This window comes from Candidatus Eisenbacteria bacterium (assembly GCA_020847735.1).
Taxonomy (GTDB): Bacteria; Eisenbacteria; RBG-16-71-46; order RBG-16-71-46; family RBG-16-71-46; genus CAIXRL01.
This window is the reverse complement of record JADLBL010000011.1, coordinates 1-15,256: the sequence shown is the minus strand read 5'-3', so window position 1 is coordinate 15,256 and position 15,256 is coordinate 1. Positions and strand designations below refer to the sequence as shown.

Here is a 15,256-nt window from a genome sequence, read left to right as displayed (position 1 = left end):
CGAACCCATGGCCAGGCACGACTCCTTCCAGATCCTGCTGGTGGACGACGACTCCGCGATCCGCCGCCAGCTGCGCGGCGTGCTGGAGGACGAGGGGCACGTCGTCCGGGAGGCGCCGAACGCGGCCGGGGCCTACGCCGAGCTCGAGGCCGCGCGATTCGACGTCGTGCTGCTCGACATCCGCATGCCCGGCGAGAACGGGCTCGACGCTCTGGTGCGCATCGCCGAACAGGCGCCGGACACGGCCGTTCTCATCGTTTCCGGCGAGGGCACGGTCGAGAACGCGCTCAAGGCGGGCCAGCGCGGCGCCTTCGACTTCATCGAGAAGCCGATTCGCGATCCCGAGGCCCTGCTCGTGACCCTGGCCGAAGCGGTGCGCGTCTCGCGACTGCGTCGCGCTCCCCGCCCGCCGGCCGGCGGCGCGCCTCCCGCCGGCGACGAGACGCTCGGCATGGTCGGCGACAGCCCGGCGATCGCCCGGCTCCGCGAGCAGGTTCGGCGCGTCGGCCCCTCGTCGGGTCGGGTGCTCGTCACGGGCGAGAACGGCTCGGGCAAGGAACTGGTCGCGCACGCGGTGCACGCGCTTTCGAAGCGCTCGTCCGGGCCGTTCGTGAAGCTCAACTGCGCCGCCATCCCGAGGGACCTGCTCGAGAGCGAACTGTTCGGTTACGAGCGGGGAGCGTTCACCGGAGCCGTGCAGAGCAAGAAGGGCCGGCTCGAACTGGCCGACGGAGGCACGCTGTTTCTCGACGAGGTCGGGGATCTCGCCCCCGAGGCGCAGGCCAAGCTGCTGCGCGTCGTCGAGACGAACGAACTCGAACGGGTCGGCGGCACGCGAACCGCCCGCGTGGACGTCCGGCTCGTGGCGGCGACCAACAAGGACCTCGCCGACCAGGTGCGCTCGGGCGAGTTCCGCGAGGACCTGTACTTCCGGCTCAACGTGCTGCCCGTCCAGGTTCCGCCGCTGCGCGAGCGGCGCGCAGACATCGGCACGCTCGCTCGCTACTTCCTGGCCCAGTTCGCCGCCATCGAGGGTCGCACCGGCCTGCGGCTCACGCCCGAGGCCGAGCAACTGCTCGCCGAATATCCGTGGCCCGGCAACGTCCGCGAGATGAGAAACCTCATGGAGCGCGCGGTCGTGCTGGTCGAGGGCGAGCAGGTCACGCCCGCCGACCTGCTGCCCTGGCTCGAAAGCCAGCCGGGCGACGGCGAGGAGGCCGGGCTGCGCGGACGGGTCGCGCGCAGCGAGATCGATTCGATCCGGCGGGCGCTCGAGGCCGCGGACTGGAACGTCACGCAGGCCGCCGCCGGGCTGGGCATCGACCGCACGAACCTGCACCGGAAGATGCGCAAGTACGGCATCGCCCGGCGATGAGCGCGTCGCGGCCACAGCACTGTGGCGCGTGCGCGACAGTTCGCCGCGGCGGCGCGCGCCGCGGCCGCGCAACTCCGCGTCCGGCGCGGGCCCGTGCCCGTGTTCGGACCGTGGCGCTGGTATGCGCATTGCCTTCTGACTGGGCGCGTCGTCCGTTCCCTGCCCGCCCTGGAGGCATCGCGTGAATCGCTGGCCCATCGTCCTGCTCCTCGCCCTGCTCGTCGCGCCGCCAGCCCGCAGCCAGGGCGCCGCGGCGGACAGCATGGATTTCCGCCCGTTCGGCGGCTACCGCGACAGCGCCGGAGCCGAACCCGTCCTCGAAGAGCGCTCGCTCCCGCTGCGCGGCGACAGCGAGGGCGACTGGTTGCGTGCGCCGGTCGGGGATGCCCTGCTCACGGCGCCGGAGCCCTGGCGCGACGCTCACGCCCGGCGCGCCACGGACTTCAGCCTGTCGCTCGACTACAACCGCGTGGACCTGCTGCGCTACGGCCTGTGGTTCCAGGCGCAGCAGCCGCAGACCATGAACCCACGGCTCGGCGCACGCCTGGACTACGCCACCGGGCGCCGGCGCGTGCTCTACGGCGTGCAGATCGAGCAGCCGCTGCTGCCGACCGCCCGTTTCGTGCTGGGCGTCGGGATGATCCGCCGGACCGACCACCCGGACCTGCAGCAGGTCGAGGACCTCGAGAACTCTCTCGCCCTGCTCGTCGCGCACGAGGACTGGCGCGACTACTTCGAGCGCGAGGGCTTCGGCGCCTACCTGTCGTGGCGCGTGCCGGACTTTTCCACCGTCAGCGTCCACCTGCGCGGCGACGAGTACCGTTCGCTCGCCTCGAGCCGCCACGTCCGCTCCTGGCTCCACACCGATCGGCCGCTGCGCCCGAACCCGGCGATCGACGAAGGGGTGGCCCGTCGGGCGCTCGTCCGCCTCGAGCGGCTCGCCCACCGGACGCAGCTGTCGCGCGGCGGCTTCTATCACTGGATCGAACTGCAGCGCGCGGGTGGCCAGCTCGGAGGCGATTTCACCTACACGCGCGCGCTCGCCGACCTGCGCAGCGTCGTGCGCCTTTCACCGGCAACCACGCTCGCGCTGCGCGCCGTCGGCGGCTCGCGGCTCGCCGGCACCCTGCCGGCCCAGGAACAGTTCGCGGTCGGCGGCGTGGACGGTCTGCGCGCGCATCCCATCGGCGCCTTCCGCGGCGACCGGATGGCGCTCGCGCAGGCGGAGTACACGGTCGGCTTGTGGCGGTTCCGCGAGGGCGGCTTCGAGAGCGGCCTGCACGCGATCGTGTTCGCGGACGCGGGCACGGCATGGAGCGGCTCCGGCGGCGCCTGGGACGTCGGCCGGCAACACTTCGCCGTGGACGGCGGCGTCGGCCTGTCCACCTCCGAGGACGACGTGCGCGTGACCTTCGCCCGCAACCTCCAGGATCCGGGCTCCGATTTCGTGGTGGGACTCCGCTTGAACCGACCCTTCTAGCCGAACAAGGACCGCTTGACTCCCCGGCTCCCCGCCCCCGCCCGCTCCGTGTCCGCGTTCGTCGCGGCGGTCCTCGTGCTGCTCTCGGCCGCGCCCGCGGGCGCGATCGAGTTCGCCTCGTTGCGGCCCCATCGCGACGTGGAGGGACGCATCGGCATCTCGTTCCGGCTCGGCGATCCGCTGGAAACCCGGGTCGAACAGAGCCTGTCCCGGGGCATGCCGGTGACGCTCGCGCTGCATGCGGAGCTGTGGCGCCGCCGCAACGGCTGGTTCGACCGCGTCGAGCGCTCGATGGACGCCACCGTGCGCCTGCGCAGGGACGTGTGGGCGAACGCCTGGCTGCTGGAACGCGCCGGGCTCCCGGCAATAACGGTCTCTTCCCTCGATTCGCTCGAGTCCGCGCTCTCGGGCCCGTTCGCGATGTCGTTTCCGCGGTCCGATCGGCTCGCGCCGTCAGCCAGCTACTTCGTGGTGCTGTCGGCCACGGTGAAGCCGCTCAGTGTCGAGGACGCCGAAGAAGTCGAGGAGGCGCTCTCCGGTGAGGTTCGCGGGCGGCAGGGCTCTGGGTTCGGAGCGTTGACCGCGCTGCCACGCGCGCTGTTCGACACGGTGCGCAACATCGCCGGGCTGGGCGATGCGCGGGCACGCGCGGTGAGCGCGGAGTTCTCGCCCGACAGCCTGCCGGACCGCTGACGCCCGGGCATCAGCGCCCGGGCCGCCGCGCTCAGGGCAGGCGGACGATGCGCGTCACGCCGCCCGAGCCGTCGCGCACGCGTGCGAAGACCACCGCGGCGCGCACGTCGCGGCCCGTGTTGTCGCGCCCGTCCCACAGCCAGGTCGAGCCGAGCGCGTCGGCGAGGGGAGTCACCGTCGCCAGGCGGCGCCCGGTCACGTCGTACAGGTCGAGCGGCGCCGGCGAGTAGCCCGCACGCGCCAGGCGCACGGCGCCACGCCCGCCCGTACCGAGCACCGCCAGCGCCAGCGGACGGCCCGCCGGAGCGGCCAGCGAGGCCATGAAGGAGGAAAGACCGGTGACCAGAGTCGGGTACTCGAGCTCCGCGTTCTCGATGGTTCCCGCCGTGTTCGCGAGTGGAGCGCCGAAGAGCACGCGAAAGTCCTCCGCCCAGATCTCGTGCGGCCGGTCGGCGTGCGCCGACGTGCCGGTGTATACCTCGGCGTCGTCAATGCCCCGCAGCTCGCGGTAGCGGCTCCAGTTCTCGGTGTCGCTGTCGGGAAGGACGACATGCTGCACGACGTGGCCGAGCTCGTGCGTGAACTCGGCGATCTGCTGTTCGGCGGCCATCTCGCGAACGCCCGGCGAAAGCAGGATCAGGCCGGGACCGGCGGCCGACTCGAGGCCCAGCCGACGCGGGTACGGCAGAACGAAGACTTCGGCGGAGACGTGCTGGAGCGGGTAGCGGATGCCGGTGAGCGCGACACCGACCTGCGCCGGATCGAACGGATGGAACTGGCCGTCGCCCCGGTTCGAGATCGCGGGATCGTCCACGCTCGTGACCAGTTCCCAGCTCGCGCCGCCGGGCACACTGAACACGAGGCTCCCGTCCACCCAGCGGCAGTAGTCCCGAAGCGTCTCCTGCGCCGTGTGCAGGCGAATGCCGGGCGCGGCGGCGCTCGCGGCCACCTCGTTGGCGAATGCGGGCATCGCCGGGGACGCCAGCAGGAAGGCGGCGAGGCCGAGGAAGCGAAGGTGACGGGCGGGCGTCATGCAGGTTTCTCATGGCGAGCCCTGTGCCATGGTCATGCGTCTCGCCCGCCACCGGGCCGCCCGACCCACGGCACTGTTACGGCCTGTGCCGCAACGCTTTCGGCGCGCCGGCCGGGACCCGCCTCCGTGCTCGGGCTGGTTGCATGCGCCGTCAGGAGCGATTCTTCGGGTTCGTCGCCCCAGACGCGAAACCGCCCCGGGCCAGGTCACCCAGGGCGGTTCGGGTCCACTGCGGCGGCGAAGCGGGGCGGGTTCGTCAGGGCATGGCGGAGGCCGCGCCGGCGGCGGTTGTGTTCGCCGCCGCGGGCTCATCCCCGAGGGTCAGGGGACGGGTGCCCAGCCGGGAGAGCAGGAAGGCGCCCGAGCCGATCACCGAAAGACCCGTCATGACGAGCAGGCCGACGAGATGGAAAAACACCGCGAAGGTGCGCGCCGTGCCCGGGCTGCTCCAGAGCAGCACACCGATCGCGAAGAAGCAGCCGACCAGCAAGGTTCCGGCGAGGATCGGACGCATCGCTCCCCGGCCATCGAGCGGACGGCGGGTGAGCTTGCAGCCGAGCACGTAGGTGCCGGCGATCTGCCCCGCATACACGAGCGCGACATAGACGAAGGGCAGCATGATCCCGATCGGCAGCCCGATCACGGTGACGATGAGCAGGATCGCCGCGACCGGCATGACGAGAAACGCCAGCAGGCCCAGCACCAGCGACAGCAGCGTGCGGCGCGAGGAAGTGACGGCGACGCGCACCAGCCGTTCGGGAAAGAGGGCCGCGAAGACCCAGCCGAAGAACAGGGTGACGATCCAGCCCAGGGCGAGGAACGCCAGCATCACCGGCACACCCGGCAGCCCGAAGCTGAGCGGCGCCAGGCCGATCGAGACCGTCTGGCCGCCGATCCGCACGCCCTCGGTGTGCTGGACGGCGCCGCCGACGGCGACCGCGTCCCCGTCCACGCTCGCGCCGGGTTCGAACTCCACCGAGCCGAACACGGCGACCACGGAACCCGAGACGTTGCCGGCGACGTGAACGCTGCCGAAGACCGCGACGACGTCGCCGTCCAGTTGTTCGCCGGCGGCAACGTTCGCGTCGGAGAACAGGCGGACCATGCCGGCGCCGCCGTCCCCGTGCAGGGCGATGTCCGCCGACGAATCCGCGGCCGCGGCCGAGTCCCCGTCCGAGGAGCCCGACTTCACCACGATCACGCCGCTGTTCGAGATGCGTACCCGGCGAACGACCTCGCCCGAGTCGCCTCCGCGATGGACCACGACATCGGCGGCCGCGCTGCCCGAGACGACCGCCAGCACCGCGAGGGCCGCGGCCGCGCGCTTCCAGTTCCTAGAAGCCCAGGACGCCGACATGGCGGCTCCCTCCCATCGTCCGCCCGCGCTGCGGGCGCATCCACCACAGCAGGGCCACGCCCACGAGCAGCGCGGCCCAGATCGTGAACAGAACCACCGGCTGCGAAAGGGGCTTGAGGACGGCCTGCAGCGCCGGCAGCGAGCGAAGCCATTCGCCACGGGTGCTCACCAGCTCCACGGCGTGGACGAGGCCGGTATTGAGGGACTGCATCACGAACAGGAACGCGCGCACGAGCGAGCGGGCCGCGTCGGCCGTGAGCGTGAAGAGCCACGCACGGGACACGGGAGCGGCAAGGGCGAGCGCCAGTCCACCGAGGCTGGCCGCGAGACTGACGCCGTACGCCCAGCCGGCGAGCCGGACCCAGCGCGCGGGATGCGCGGGCAACGCCTCGGCGAGCACCCGATCCACCAGCCCGGGGCCGGGATCGAACAGCGGCAGATGTTCGAGACGCTCGAATACGAGACGATAGCTCGCCAGTTCGCGGGCGCATTCCGCGCAATCGGCGAGGTGCGCTTCCAGCTCGCGCGACTGCTCGTGGCTCAGTTCGCCGTCGAGGTAGTCCTGCACGAGTTCGAAGTCGAGGTGACGATTCATGACGATTGGCCTTCGAGCCGGTCCTTCAGGAGCGCCCGCGCGCGGTGGATTCTCGCCTTCACCGTGCCGAGCGGCATGTTGAGCGCTTCCGCGATCTCCTCGTACGACAGGTCCTGCTGGTGCCGGAGGACCACGACGATCCGGTAGTGCTCCGGCAGCGAATCAATCAGGTCCCTGGCCCGGACCTCCTCCTCCGCGTGCACCGCCTGCTCGTCCGGCAGAAGGCCGGGGTCCTCCACGTCGATCGTGCGCTCCTCCGTGGACCCGGGTTCCGAGTAGTTCAGCGAGACCGTCTTCACGCGCCTCCGCCGCAGGTGATCAATGCCCAGGCGGGTCGCGATGGTGAACAGCCAGGCCGTGAACGGCCTCTCCGGGTCGTATCGTTCCAGCGCCCGGAACATCCGGACGAAGGTTTCCTGGGTCAAGTCCTCGGCGTCCTGCGGGCTACGCACCACCCGCATGAGCACCGAGAAAACCTGGCGCTGGTAGCGGAGTACGAGGTCCCGGCAGGCCTTCTGGTTGCCCGCGAGCGCCCCGCGAACGAGCTCGGCATCCTCGCCGCTCACGTTCCAACGACCTGTGCCCGCCTACGGGCTCGAGGAGGGCGATGTTTCATGGCGGCGCACCTTAGGGAGGCGGTCAGGGCGCGGTCAAGACCCAGAGGCCCGAAAGCGTGCATTTCGCCCGTCGGACCCATCCGGGCACACCCCAGGGCGCGGGCCTTGACGCTCGAATCGTGCCCCTCGTAGCCTGCCGGCCATGATGACCATCACGGCACTGCATGCGCGGGAGATTCTGGATTCCAGGGGCAATCCCACGGTCGAGGTTGAATGCCTGCTCGACGGCGGCGCCCTCGGGCGGGCGGCCGTCCCCTCGGGAGCTTCCACGGGCGAACACGAGGCCGTCGAGCTGCGCGACGGAGACGCTTCCCGCTACAGGGGCAAGGGTGTCCTCGAGGCGGTCCGGCACGTCAACGAAACGCTGGCCCCCGCCCTTGCCGGGATGGACGCCTACGACCAGTCCGGCGTGGACGCGCGGCTGATCGAGGTGGACGGCTCGCCCAACAAGGGCAAGCTGGGGGCGAACGCGCTGCTCGGCGCCTCCATGGCGGTCGCGCACGCTGCGGCGGCCGCGCTCGAGGTGCCCCTTTACCGGCACCTGGGCGGCGCGCACGCGCACGAGCTGCCGGTGCCGATGATGAACGTGCTCAACGGCGGCAAGCACGCGGACAACAACGTGGACCTGCAGGAGTTCATGATCGTCCCTCTCGGCGCCCCGACGTTCCGCGAGGGCCTGCGCTGGGGCGCCGAGGTGTTCCACACGCTGGCCTCGGTGCTCAGGAAGCGCGGGCTTTCCACCTCGGTGGGCGACGAAGGCGGCTTCGCGCCGAACCTCAAGTCGAACGAGGAAGCCCTCGTCGTGCTGGTCGAGGCGGTCGAGAAGGCCGGCTACAAGCCCGGCGAACAGGTCTGCTTCGCGCTCGATCCCGCTTCGAGCGAGTTCTACAAGGACGGCCGCTACGTGCTCGCGGGCGACGGGGGCAGGCAGCTCTCGGGCCCCGAGATGGTGGACTACTACGCGGGGCTGTGCTCGCGCTACCCGATCGTCAGCATCGAGGACGGGCTGGCCGAGGACGACTGGGCCAGCTGGCTGCTCATGACCCAGAAGCTCGGAGCCAGGATCCAGCTCGTCGGCGACGACCTGTTCGTGACCAACGTCGAGCGTCTCGCCCGCGGCATCCGCGAGAAGACCGCGAACTCGATCCTGGTCAAGGTGAACCAGATCGGAACGCTGACCGAGACGCTGGCCGCCATCCAGATGGCGCAGCGCGCGAACTACACGGCCGTCATCTCGCACCGCTCGGGCGAGACCGAGGACGTGACCATCGCCGACCTCGCGGTCGCCACGAACGCCGGGCAGATCAAGACCGGTTCCCTGTGTCGCACGGACCGGGTCGCGAAGTACAATCAGCTCCTGCGGATCGAAGACCAGCTCGGCGCCAGCGCCCGTTATCCCGGCCGGCAGGCGTTTCGGGCGCTCCGCTGATCGCTGCACCGGCGCCACGGACTGGCGCCGCCGGAGGACGGCACGCCTCGAACCGCGCGGCGCGCCGGCGCAACCGACAGGGAGGTCGAACGTGCGCCCCAGGGACATCACCGCACGCGTCCTGAAGAAGCCGCTGCGCTCACCCTACCTGCCCGGTGGTGGCGAGCGCCGGTGGATCCGCTGGGCCCTGCTCGCCGTCTCGGCCTGGTTGCTGTGGGCGGCCGTGCTCTCGGACCACAGCCTGTGGCGCATCGTGCGCCTGCGCCAGGAACTCACCGAGACCGACGTCGAGACCCGGCGCGTGCAGGCCGAGACGCGCAAGCTCGAGGCGCGGCTCGACGACCCGCGCGTGCGGCAGGAGCACGCCGAGGAGGTCCTGCGCCGGCAGGGCCTGGCGCGCCCCAACGAGACCATCTACCGCCTCGGGAACGGCCACGCGGACTCGCTCGCGCGCTGAGGGGAAGACGAAAGCGGGGCGGGCGCCCTCGAAGGCGCCCGCCCCGCCGTCCTTCGGCGCCGGCTTCAGAACCCGATGCCGACCGCCAGCTTCACGCCGATCCCGCTGACGTCCAGCTTGTACGGGCTGCCGTCCGGATTGAGCACCGCGGTGTAGCGCGGCGTCGAAGTCGGAACGCCGTCCTGGTCGGCCGCGTCGAGCACCATGCCGCGCAGCACGCCGCTGCGGTAGACGACGCCCACCATCGCCGAGAAACGGCTCGCGAAGAACATGTGACCGCCGCCCTCGACGTAGTAGCCGGGTGCGTCCTGCGTCAGCGAGTAGCGCTGGGTGCCGCCCGAGTTCGCGTACAGGGTCGAGTCGAACGTGGCCATGGACAACACCTGTTCGAAGCGGGCGCGCGTGTGCGTGTACTGAACCATGCCGGCGCCGAAGTACGCGCGCGCCTGGAAGTCGCCCTGGTTGTAGGGCTGCAGGTAGTAGGCGGCGCCCACGTGCACGGGCACGGTGAGGACCTCGGTGTGCAGGTTGATGCCCGTCGTGATGCTGGGCAGGAATTCCTTGCGCTGCCCCGCGCGCAGGTGCGAGATGCCCGCGGTCACCGCGAAGTTCGGTCGCACGAAATACCGCAGCTCACCGTCGAACGCCCACGTGAACGCGATCTTCTCGAGATGCTCGTAGCCCACCGGGTCGAGCTTGAGCTTGTTGTACCGCTCGATCGCGTCGTTGAAGTCGCCACCCGCGACGCTCGTCGGGATGCCCGAGAGCATCAAGTTCAGCCGATGGACCTCGGCCGCGGCCCGGGCCCGACCCGCGCTCAGGGCCAGCAGGCACACGAGCACGGCCCCCGGCACGGCCCAAGGACGGAATCGAATCAACGGAAACCTCCGTGCAAACGTGACGTTCAGGATGTTCAGGAAGCGTGGGTGCACCCGGTCAGACGGCGCAGCATATCGGCGCGGCAGGGCCCGCGCAACGCCACGGCCGGGCCGGAGTTGCCGCGTTCCCGGCGCCGCGACCGCATCGCCGGGCACCCGGCCAGGCGCCGGGCGGCCTTGACACCCTGCGTGCCGGCCGCTAGTTTGCCGGCACTGTTGCGGGGTGGAGCAGCCTGGTAGCTCGTCGGGCTCATAACCCGAAGGTCGCTGGTTCAAATCCAGCCCCCGCTACCAACTTGAGTGCCCCGGTGGGGTAACCCGCCGGGGCTCGTTGTCGTTCTGGCGACCCTTCGGCCCGCGTGCTCGCCGAGGCATTCGCGAAGCACCGGAGCGGTTCCCCAACGGCCTGCCGCGGCTGAAGGCTGATCAGCGACAACTATTCTTTCCGGCCGGCGACAACTATTTCTCCCGGACTCTGACCCTCAGCTCTTGCTCTCTTTGCCCTTCTTCGACGCCTCCAAGCGGTAGCTGGCCAGGTTCTGTTCGAGGATGACGCTGTGGTGGACGAGGCGGTCGATCGCCGCCGCCGTCGTCATCGGATCCTTGAAGATCGACTCCCACTTCAAGAACGGCAGGTTGCTGGTCAGGATCACGCTGCCGCGCTCGTAGCGGTTCGCGAGCAGAGCGAACAGCACCTCCATTTCCTCGCGGTTCTGCTGCACGTAGCCGATGTCGTCGATCACGATCGCGTCGTGGGCGGCCAGCCGCTTCAGGACCCGAGCCAGCTTGAGGCCGCGCTTGGCGACCAGCAGCTCCTGCACCAGCAGGTTGCACGGGGAGAAGTAGACCCGGCGCCGGCGACGGACGATCAGCTCCTGGCCGATGGCGCACAGCAGGTGGGTCTTGCCGCTCCCGGGGTTGCCGAACGCCAGCACGTTCTCGTGCCGACCGAGGAACGAGCCCTCGAGCAGGACCTCGACCTGCTGGTGAACGCGCGCCGGCAGGCGCCTGTGGTCGAACGTCTTGAGGTTCTTCTCCAGCGGCAGCCGCGACTCGCGAAGTAGTCGCGCGATCCGGTTAGCCCGGCGTACCTCTCTCTCGCGCCGCGCCAGCTCGAGCAGGTAGCGCTCGTGCGCAAGGTCCTCCTGGCGCGCCTTGTCGGCCTGCTCGGCGTAGCATTCACGGATCGTCGGCAGGTGCAGATCCTTCAGGTGCTGGGTCAACTCGGTCTTCAGCGCGCTGGTCATCGCCATCACGCACACCCCGCCAGCGCGTCGTAGGGCTCCAGATCCACCTCGGCGATGGTCACCGCCGTCGGCTGCGCCAGCGGCTCGCCCGAGTGCACGATCGCTGCGACCGCCGCCGCCGAGATCCCCTCGCCATGATCGATCAGGTGGCGCAGCGCGCCGTCTGGCGCCGGGCGGTGGTTCTAATTGTCGCCCATCACTCGTCCCTGACTTGCTGCGCTGCGGATCCCACGAGGCACGCAGTTTTGAGTTCCGTGAGCCTGGCCAGGTAGATCTCGAACTCGCGACCCGCTTGCTCGAAGTGCCACTTTGCCCAGGCATGAGCCGCCGAGGTGACGATGTGCATGCTCAGCGCCGCGACGGCACGGAGGTTCTCAAACGCCTCCCCCTCCTTCGTCTCGTTCCCGTCTAGCAAATCCGCCGCCTTGAACAAAGGATGCCGCCCGTTAATCGCGAGCTGGCGCTCGGTGGTCCTCACTTCGGCCTCTTCGTCGTTCTCGCCCATCTCCCAGTCGATGACGGGCCTCAGCTGGGTACCTGACACGAATGCGGGATTGCCTGCAAGCAGGTCGGCCAGCGCACCTGGTAAGCCTGCGGGGTCGTGGCCGTCACGAGCCGTGTTTTCCTTTCGCCGGATGTTTGAGCTACCGCATCCAACCTTGCCGGTGGGCTTTCCGTCACGGCCCACTGAGTACTCGCGGCAGATTCGGGGCGTCTGGTCTCGAGGCGCCTTCCAGCTGTCCGTGCAGTCCAGGCATTCCCAGTGCGAGTTATTGACGACGGGAACAGCCTTCACTCCTTGTTCCGTCAGTGCCTTTCGAATATTCCGGTCGGCTCGGTCGACCGCGCTGGTGTAGCGATCGCTCTTGAGCTTGTTGAGCCCGCTGGAAAGCGGATCGAGGGCCTTGCGATAGCGCTCCTGCATGCGTGAACGCTCCTCCCGCACCTCGTCTTCCCTGACAAAGTCGGAGAGCAGGCCGACCATGGACCTGACGTACTCGGCAAACTCAGCGTAGGAGTCGTTGAGCTCGATCCCTTCGCGGCTCGTCGTGTCCCGCAGAGCGGGGTTCGCGTCTTTCGAGATGTGAATCGACCCCTCGAGGTAGTGCGGCTTGAGGCGGAAGCGGCTGCCGCCGGTGTACCGGGTGCGGTAGATCTGCAGCCAGTCACCTTCGGGTCCGGGCTCTCCATACGGTCTCACGCGGCACGCGTCGCGAAAGACCCGCACCCCCATGTTCCAGTCGGCGTCCGCGTCACCACCCCGGCTGACCTCGGCCTTGCGGAAGCCTTGGCCGTAGTAGCGAAGCCGTCCGCCAAGCGCGCCGAAGCCCGGTATGTCTACCGCCCGTGTCTCGACCTTCGGCTTTCCATCCTTTGTGAGCACGATGCGCTGGCTCCCGTCCGCGCCCAGCATGAACTCCAGCGAGTGCGTCTCTTTTCCCTGGAGCGGGTTGCGCAGGACACCATTCAGCTCGGGCCAAGGTGTGCGGAGTTCCACCGCAAAGTCAGCAACTCCTGCCTCGGGGTCGATGAGCTGCGCGAGCTGTGCCCGAAGCTTGACCCATCGCGGCTTCGACCACCGAATCCGCAGCGGCTTGATTTCAAGTCGAGAGCCGTGCACGGGCTCATACAGCTTCGAGCCCTTGATCTTGATTGGAAACTCGTAGTCGCCAAGCTCACGGTCGCCCTGCAGCTCGTCCCAATCGAAGAGCACCTGATAGACATCCGCCTGCCCCTCGGGCCGCGTCCGGAGCAGCAGCGTGTGGCCCAGCTTCTGCGCGGCGAACCGACCGACGCCCTTCTGTCCGAGGCGCCGCCGCTTCAGCTTCGGACTACGCTCGTCTCGAATCTTGTTCTCGGTGGCCAGCCAGGCCCATTTGCCCTGAAGGTCGTCCAGCCCCATGCCGCTGCCGTCGTCCTGAATCGTGATCGTCTGGCCAACCTCGCCCTCGCGGAATTCGACAAGCACGTGCGAGGCATCAGCGTCATAGGCATTCTTCACCAGTTCGAGCACCGCCGTGATCTCGTCCTTCAGCTGCTCCGCGCCAAGTCGCGCGGGCATCGCCGCACCCGTTCGGAAGCGAAGGACCATCCCGTCATGGGAGTCGTTCGTCGAATCGAAGAGCGTCATCGAGTCTCCCTTAGCGGAAGTCACTTCGCCGCCTTCGACCGCAGGTACACCAGCTCCGCGGCCTGATAACAACTCTGCCAGACAAGTGCCGACTTTCCCGTCTTCGATGGGTTGCGCTGATCGAGAGCGAAGTTGCCGACAATACCGGCAAGCGTCTCCCCGAGCCCGGACATGAGCAGCACCTTAGGGTCGAGACCCTTGCCCCACACGTACCGCCCGTCAGATTCTTCGAGAATTGCACGGAACGCACCGAGGATCGGGTACTTGAACCCGGTCGGAATACTGTACTTCGAATCGCCCTTGACGAAATAGAGGGGTTCGCGGCGCTTGCCCTCGTACATGGCCACGCCGGTGAGCTTCCCGAACTTCCCACCGCTCACATCCTCTCCCTTCCCGCGCGCCCGGTTGTAGAGCTCGGGCAGCTGCAGGTGGATGTGGTCCCAGAGCTGGAGAATGTCGTTCGCAAGCGGGTAGATCTTCTCGAAGGACCTCCGGTTCTGGCCGAAGTGGTTCAGGCTGGCAGCCTTCGAGCGATACGCATTGATCGGGTGGGTGGCAGCATCGAAGTGCTCCCGATCGAAAACCATGAGCAGCGAGATGATCTCACGGATGTCGATCGGCTTGGTGCCACCGTCCTCCATGATCTCGTGCTCCTTGTACGCGATGAGCTCAGCGTACTGATGACGGGAGACAGCCCTCTTGAGCTTGTCGAACTCGCCCGCCAAGTTCATCAGGCTCTCGTCGCGCACTTGATTCGAGGTGTTGCGAGCGTCGACGAGATCGCGGATGTCGTCCTTCGTGAATCCCTGAATGATCTCGAGTCGGACGTACTGAGTCCCCTCGAGACCTTCCTGCTCCTCGATGAGGATCTTGTACGTGTGCCCGCCATCCATCAGCCCATGGAGATTCGGATCCTCCATCACGAGCGACAACTTGCCGGAGCGATTGTCGAACGACACGTCGGCGGCCGAGATGACGAGCCCGCGGTTCAGGAAGAGGAAGGTCTCCGTGTTCGCGTGCAGGCTGTCGCGGATGGCTCGCGGGACGGACCCAGTGAGCTTCGGGTCACGAACGTTGATCTTCCGCCAATCAGTGAGATCGGGAAGATTCTTCACCTCGACGATCGCGAAGTAGTCGCGGAACCCCTTCGGCTGAAACGGGGTTTCGAGGTGGCGGAACGAAACAACGGGGAAAGTCAGATGGGTCGTAGCGGCCATGGTGGCGCTCCAATCGCAAAGGCGATTCGCCTTGTGCCCAACTGAGGGTGGACCCCTGCAGCTGGCGTCGGCCTATTTGGCGCGACGGGGCGCAGTCTCCGCTCTGCGGCACACCGAAGTCAAGCGTGGAGTGCGGCGCATCTCGGCGGGCCAGGCTACGGGGAGGTCCCTGGACTGCAGTTCGTCAAGCGACTCCAGGGAAGGGCAATTACCGCGCGTCCCGGCTGGACCGCCGAAGAATGCGCATGAACCGGCCACGCGCTCGGCGCCAAAGTCGAGGAACTGCTGCTGGGCCCGTCAGGCGGGGACGATGCCGTGGCAACGGTCGAACCAGATCACGTAAAAGGCGTCGTCAAGGTGCGCGCCGAAGATGCGCTGACGCTCGGACGCTCGGATCCCGACGATGCGGACGTCAGGACTCAGGTTCGCCGGACGAGTGACGCCTCTAAGCGCTGAGTTGGGGTAGACCGTCCAGTGTAGTCCGGTCCTGCTCTGTGGCTGCTTGCCCCCTGTCCTGAAGACGTCGGTCCAGGTCATCGATGTCATCTTCTGGAGGCACCGCACCGCGGCCCGCACCTCGTCCGACCCGTGCCCACCCAGACAGTCCGGCTCATAACCCGGGGGCTTCCGAGAATGGTGTGGCTGGAATCATGCGCCTGACCACGCGCAGGCGGGGTAGAGGTCGAGTCCGCCGCAGTGGAAGTAGATCGCGATGCGGAAGCGCGCGCGGCTGCGGAACCCGCAGGC

13 protein-coding genes and 1 tRNA gene are annotated in these 15,256 nt (G+C 68.6%); 6 read left to right on the top strand and 8 right to left on the bottom strand.

Annotation, left to right across the window (positions count from 1 at the left end):
• Window positions 1–7: 7 nt before the first annotated feature.
• From IT347_04790 to IT347_04780, 3 genes are all read left to right on the top strand, one after another.
• On the top strand, window positions 8–1,375 hold the full coding sequence (locus tag IT347_04790; protein MCC6348896.1) for a sigma-54-dependent Fis family transcriptional regulator: 1,368 nt from the start codon (window positions 8–10) through the stop codon (window positions 1,373–1,375).
• A gap of 181 nt (window positions 1,376–1,556) precedes the next feature.
• Window positions 1,557–2,855 carry a BamA/TamA family outer membrane protein gene (locus IT347_04785; GenBank protein MCC6348895.1) on the top strand — a complete coding sequence of 433 codons (1,299 nt, stop codon included), beginning with the start codon at window positions 1,557–1,559 and terminating at the stop codon, window positions 2,853–2,855.
• A 15-nt stretch (window positions 2,856–2,870) separates the two neighbouring features.
• Window positions 2,871–3,548: a DUF4390 domain-containing protein gene (locus IT347_04780; protein MCC6348894.1), complete on the top strand. Its 678-nt coding sequence runs from the start codon at window positions 2,871–2,873 to the stop codon at window positions 3,546–3,548.
• A gap of 31 nt (window positions 3,549–3,579) precedes the next feature.
• Here the strand turns inward: IT347_04780 and IT347_04775 are convergent, their stop codons facing one another.
• The 4 genes from IT347_04775 to IT347_04760 all read right to left on the bottom strand — a co-directional run bounded on the left by IT347_04775 (window position 3,580) and on the right by IT347_04760 (window position 7,099).
• A complete protein-coding gene (locus IT347_04775; GenBank protein MCC6348893.1) occupies window positions 3,580–4,581 on the bottom strand; it encodes a hypothetical protein in 1,002 nt (333 codons plus the stop codon).
• Between the two features lie 256 nt (window positions 4,582–4,837).
• Complete coding sequence (locus IT347_04770) at window positions 4,838–5,938, bottom strand: hypothetical protein (protein MCC6348892.1); 1,101 nt, start codon at window positions 5,936–5,938, stop codon at window positions 4,838–4,840.
• Complete coding sequence (locus tag IT347_04765; GenBank protein ID MCC6348891.1) at window positions 5,916–6,533, bottom strand: zf-HC2 domain-containing protein; 618 nt, start codon at window positions 6,531–6,533, stop codon at window positions 5,916–5,918. Before IT347_04765 ends, IT347_04770 begins: the two co-directional genes overlap by 23 nt.
• On the bottom strand, window positions 6,530–7,099 hold the full coding sequence (locus IT347_04760) for a sigma-70 family RNA polymerase sigma factor (GenBank protein MCC6348890.1): 570 nt from the start codon (window positions 7,097–7,099) through the stop codon (window positions 6,530–6,532). Before IT347_04760 ends, IT347_04765 begins: the two co-directional genes overlap by 4 nt.
• Before the next feature lie 193 nt (window positions 7,100–7,292).
• Here IT347_04760 and eno point away from each other — a divergent pair, with 193 nt between their 5' ends.
• Window positions 7,293–8,579: a phosphopyruvate hydratase gene (eno, locus tag IT347_04755; protein ID MCC6348889.1), complete on the top strand. Its 1,287-nt coding sequence runs from the start codon at window positions 7,293–7,295 to the stop codon at window positions 8,577–8,579.
• 91 nt (window positions 8,580–8,670) lie between these two features.
• Entirely contained in the window at window positions 8,671–9,036 is a 366-nt protein-coding gene (locus IT347_04750; GenBank protein MCC6348888.1) for a septum formation initiator family protein, read from the top strand.
• A gap of 65 nt (window positions 9,037–9,101) precedes the next feature.
• On the opposite strand, the gene IT347_04745 is transcribed toward IT347_04750, so the two are convergent.
• Window positions 9,102–9,914: a hypothetical protein gene (locus tag IT347_04745; protein ID MCC6348887.1), complete on the bottom strand. Its 813-nt coding sequence runs from the start codon at window positions 9,912–9,914 to the stop codon at window positions 9,102–9,104.
• 217 nt (window positions 9,915–10,131) lie between these two features.
• Between IT347_04745 and IT347_04740 the strand changes: the two genes are divergently transcribed.
• A tRNA-Met gene (locus IT347_04740) sits at window positions 10,132–10,208 on the top strand.
• A 188-nt stretch (window positions 10,209–10,396) separates the two neighbouring features.
• Here the strand turns inward: IT347_04740 and IT347_04735 are convergent.
• The 3 genes from IT347_04735 to IT347_04725 form a co-directional block, all read right to left on the bottom strand.
• Window positions 10,397–11,161, bottom strand: a complete 765-nt coding sequence (locus IT347_04735) for an ATP-binding protein (GenBank protein MCC6348886.1) — start codon at window positions 11,159–11,161, stop codon at window positions 10,397–10,399.
• 196 nt (window positions 11,162–11,357) lie between these two features.
• The gene (locus tag IT347_04730) at window positions 11,358–13,292 is read right to left on the bottom strand and encodes an ATP-binding protein (protein ID MCC6348885.1); all 1,935 of its coding nucleotides are present in this window, start codon (window positions 13,290–13,292) and stop codon (window positions 11,358–11,360) included.
• 20 nt (window positions 13,293–13,312) lie between these two features.
• Window positions 13,313–14,509 carry an AIPR family protein gene (locus IT347_04725; GenBank protein ID MCC6348884.1) on the bottom strand — a complete coding sequence of 399 codons (1,197 nt, stop codon included), beginning with the start codon at window positions 14,507–14,509 and terminating at the stop codon, window positions 13,313–13,315.
• Between the last annotated feature and the right edge of the window lie 747 nt (window positions 14,510–15,256).

What these genes read in the sequence shown, in the direction of transcription:
- IT347_04790 (MCC6348896.1), top strand. Translation starts at nt 8, where the DNA reads ATGGCCAGGCACGACTCCTTCCAGATCCTGCTGGTGGACGACGACTCC.
- IT347_04775 (MCC6348893.1), bottom strand. Translation starts at nt 4,581, where the DNA reads ATGACGCCCGCCCGTCACCTTCGCTTCCTCGGCCTCGCCGCCTTCCTG.
- IT347_04770 (MCC6348892.1), bottom strand. Translation starts at nt 5,938, where the DNA reads ATGTCGGCGTCCTGGGCTTCTAGGAACTGGAAGCGCGCGGCCGCGGCC.
- IT347_04765 (MCC6348891.1), bottom strand. Translation starts at nt 6,533, where the DNA reads ATGAATCGTCACCTCGACTTCGAACTCGTGCAGGACTACCTCGACGGC.
- eno (MCC6348889.1), top strand. Translation starts at nt 7,293, where the DNA reads ATGATGACCATCACGGCACTGCATGCGCGGGAGATTCTGGATTCCAGG.
- IT347_04735 (MCC6348886.1), bottom strand. Translation starts at nt 11,161, where the DNA reads ATGACCAGCGCGCTGAAGACCGAGTTGACCCAGCACCTGAAGGATCTG.
- IT347_04730 (MCC6348885.1), bottom strand. Translation starts at nt 13,292, where the DNA reads ATGACGCTCTTCGATTCGACGAACGACTCCCATGACGGGATGGTCCTT.
- IT347_04725 (MCC6348884.1), bottom strand. Translation starts at nt 14,509, where the DNA reads ATGGCCGCTACGACCCATCTGACTTTCCCCGTTGTTTCGTTCCGCCAC.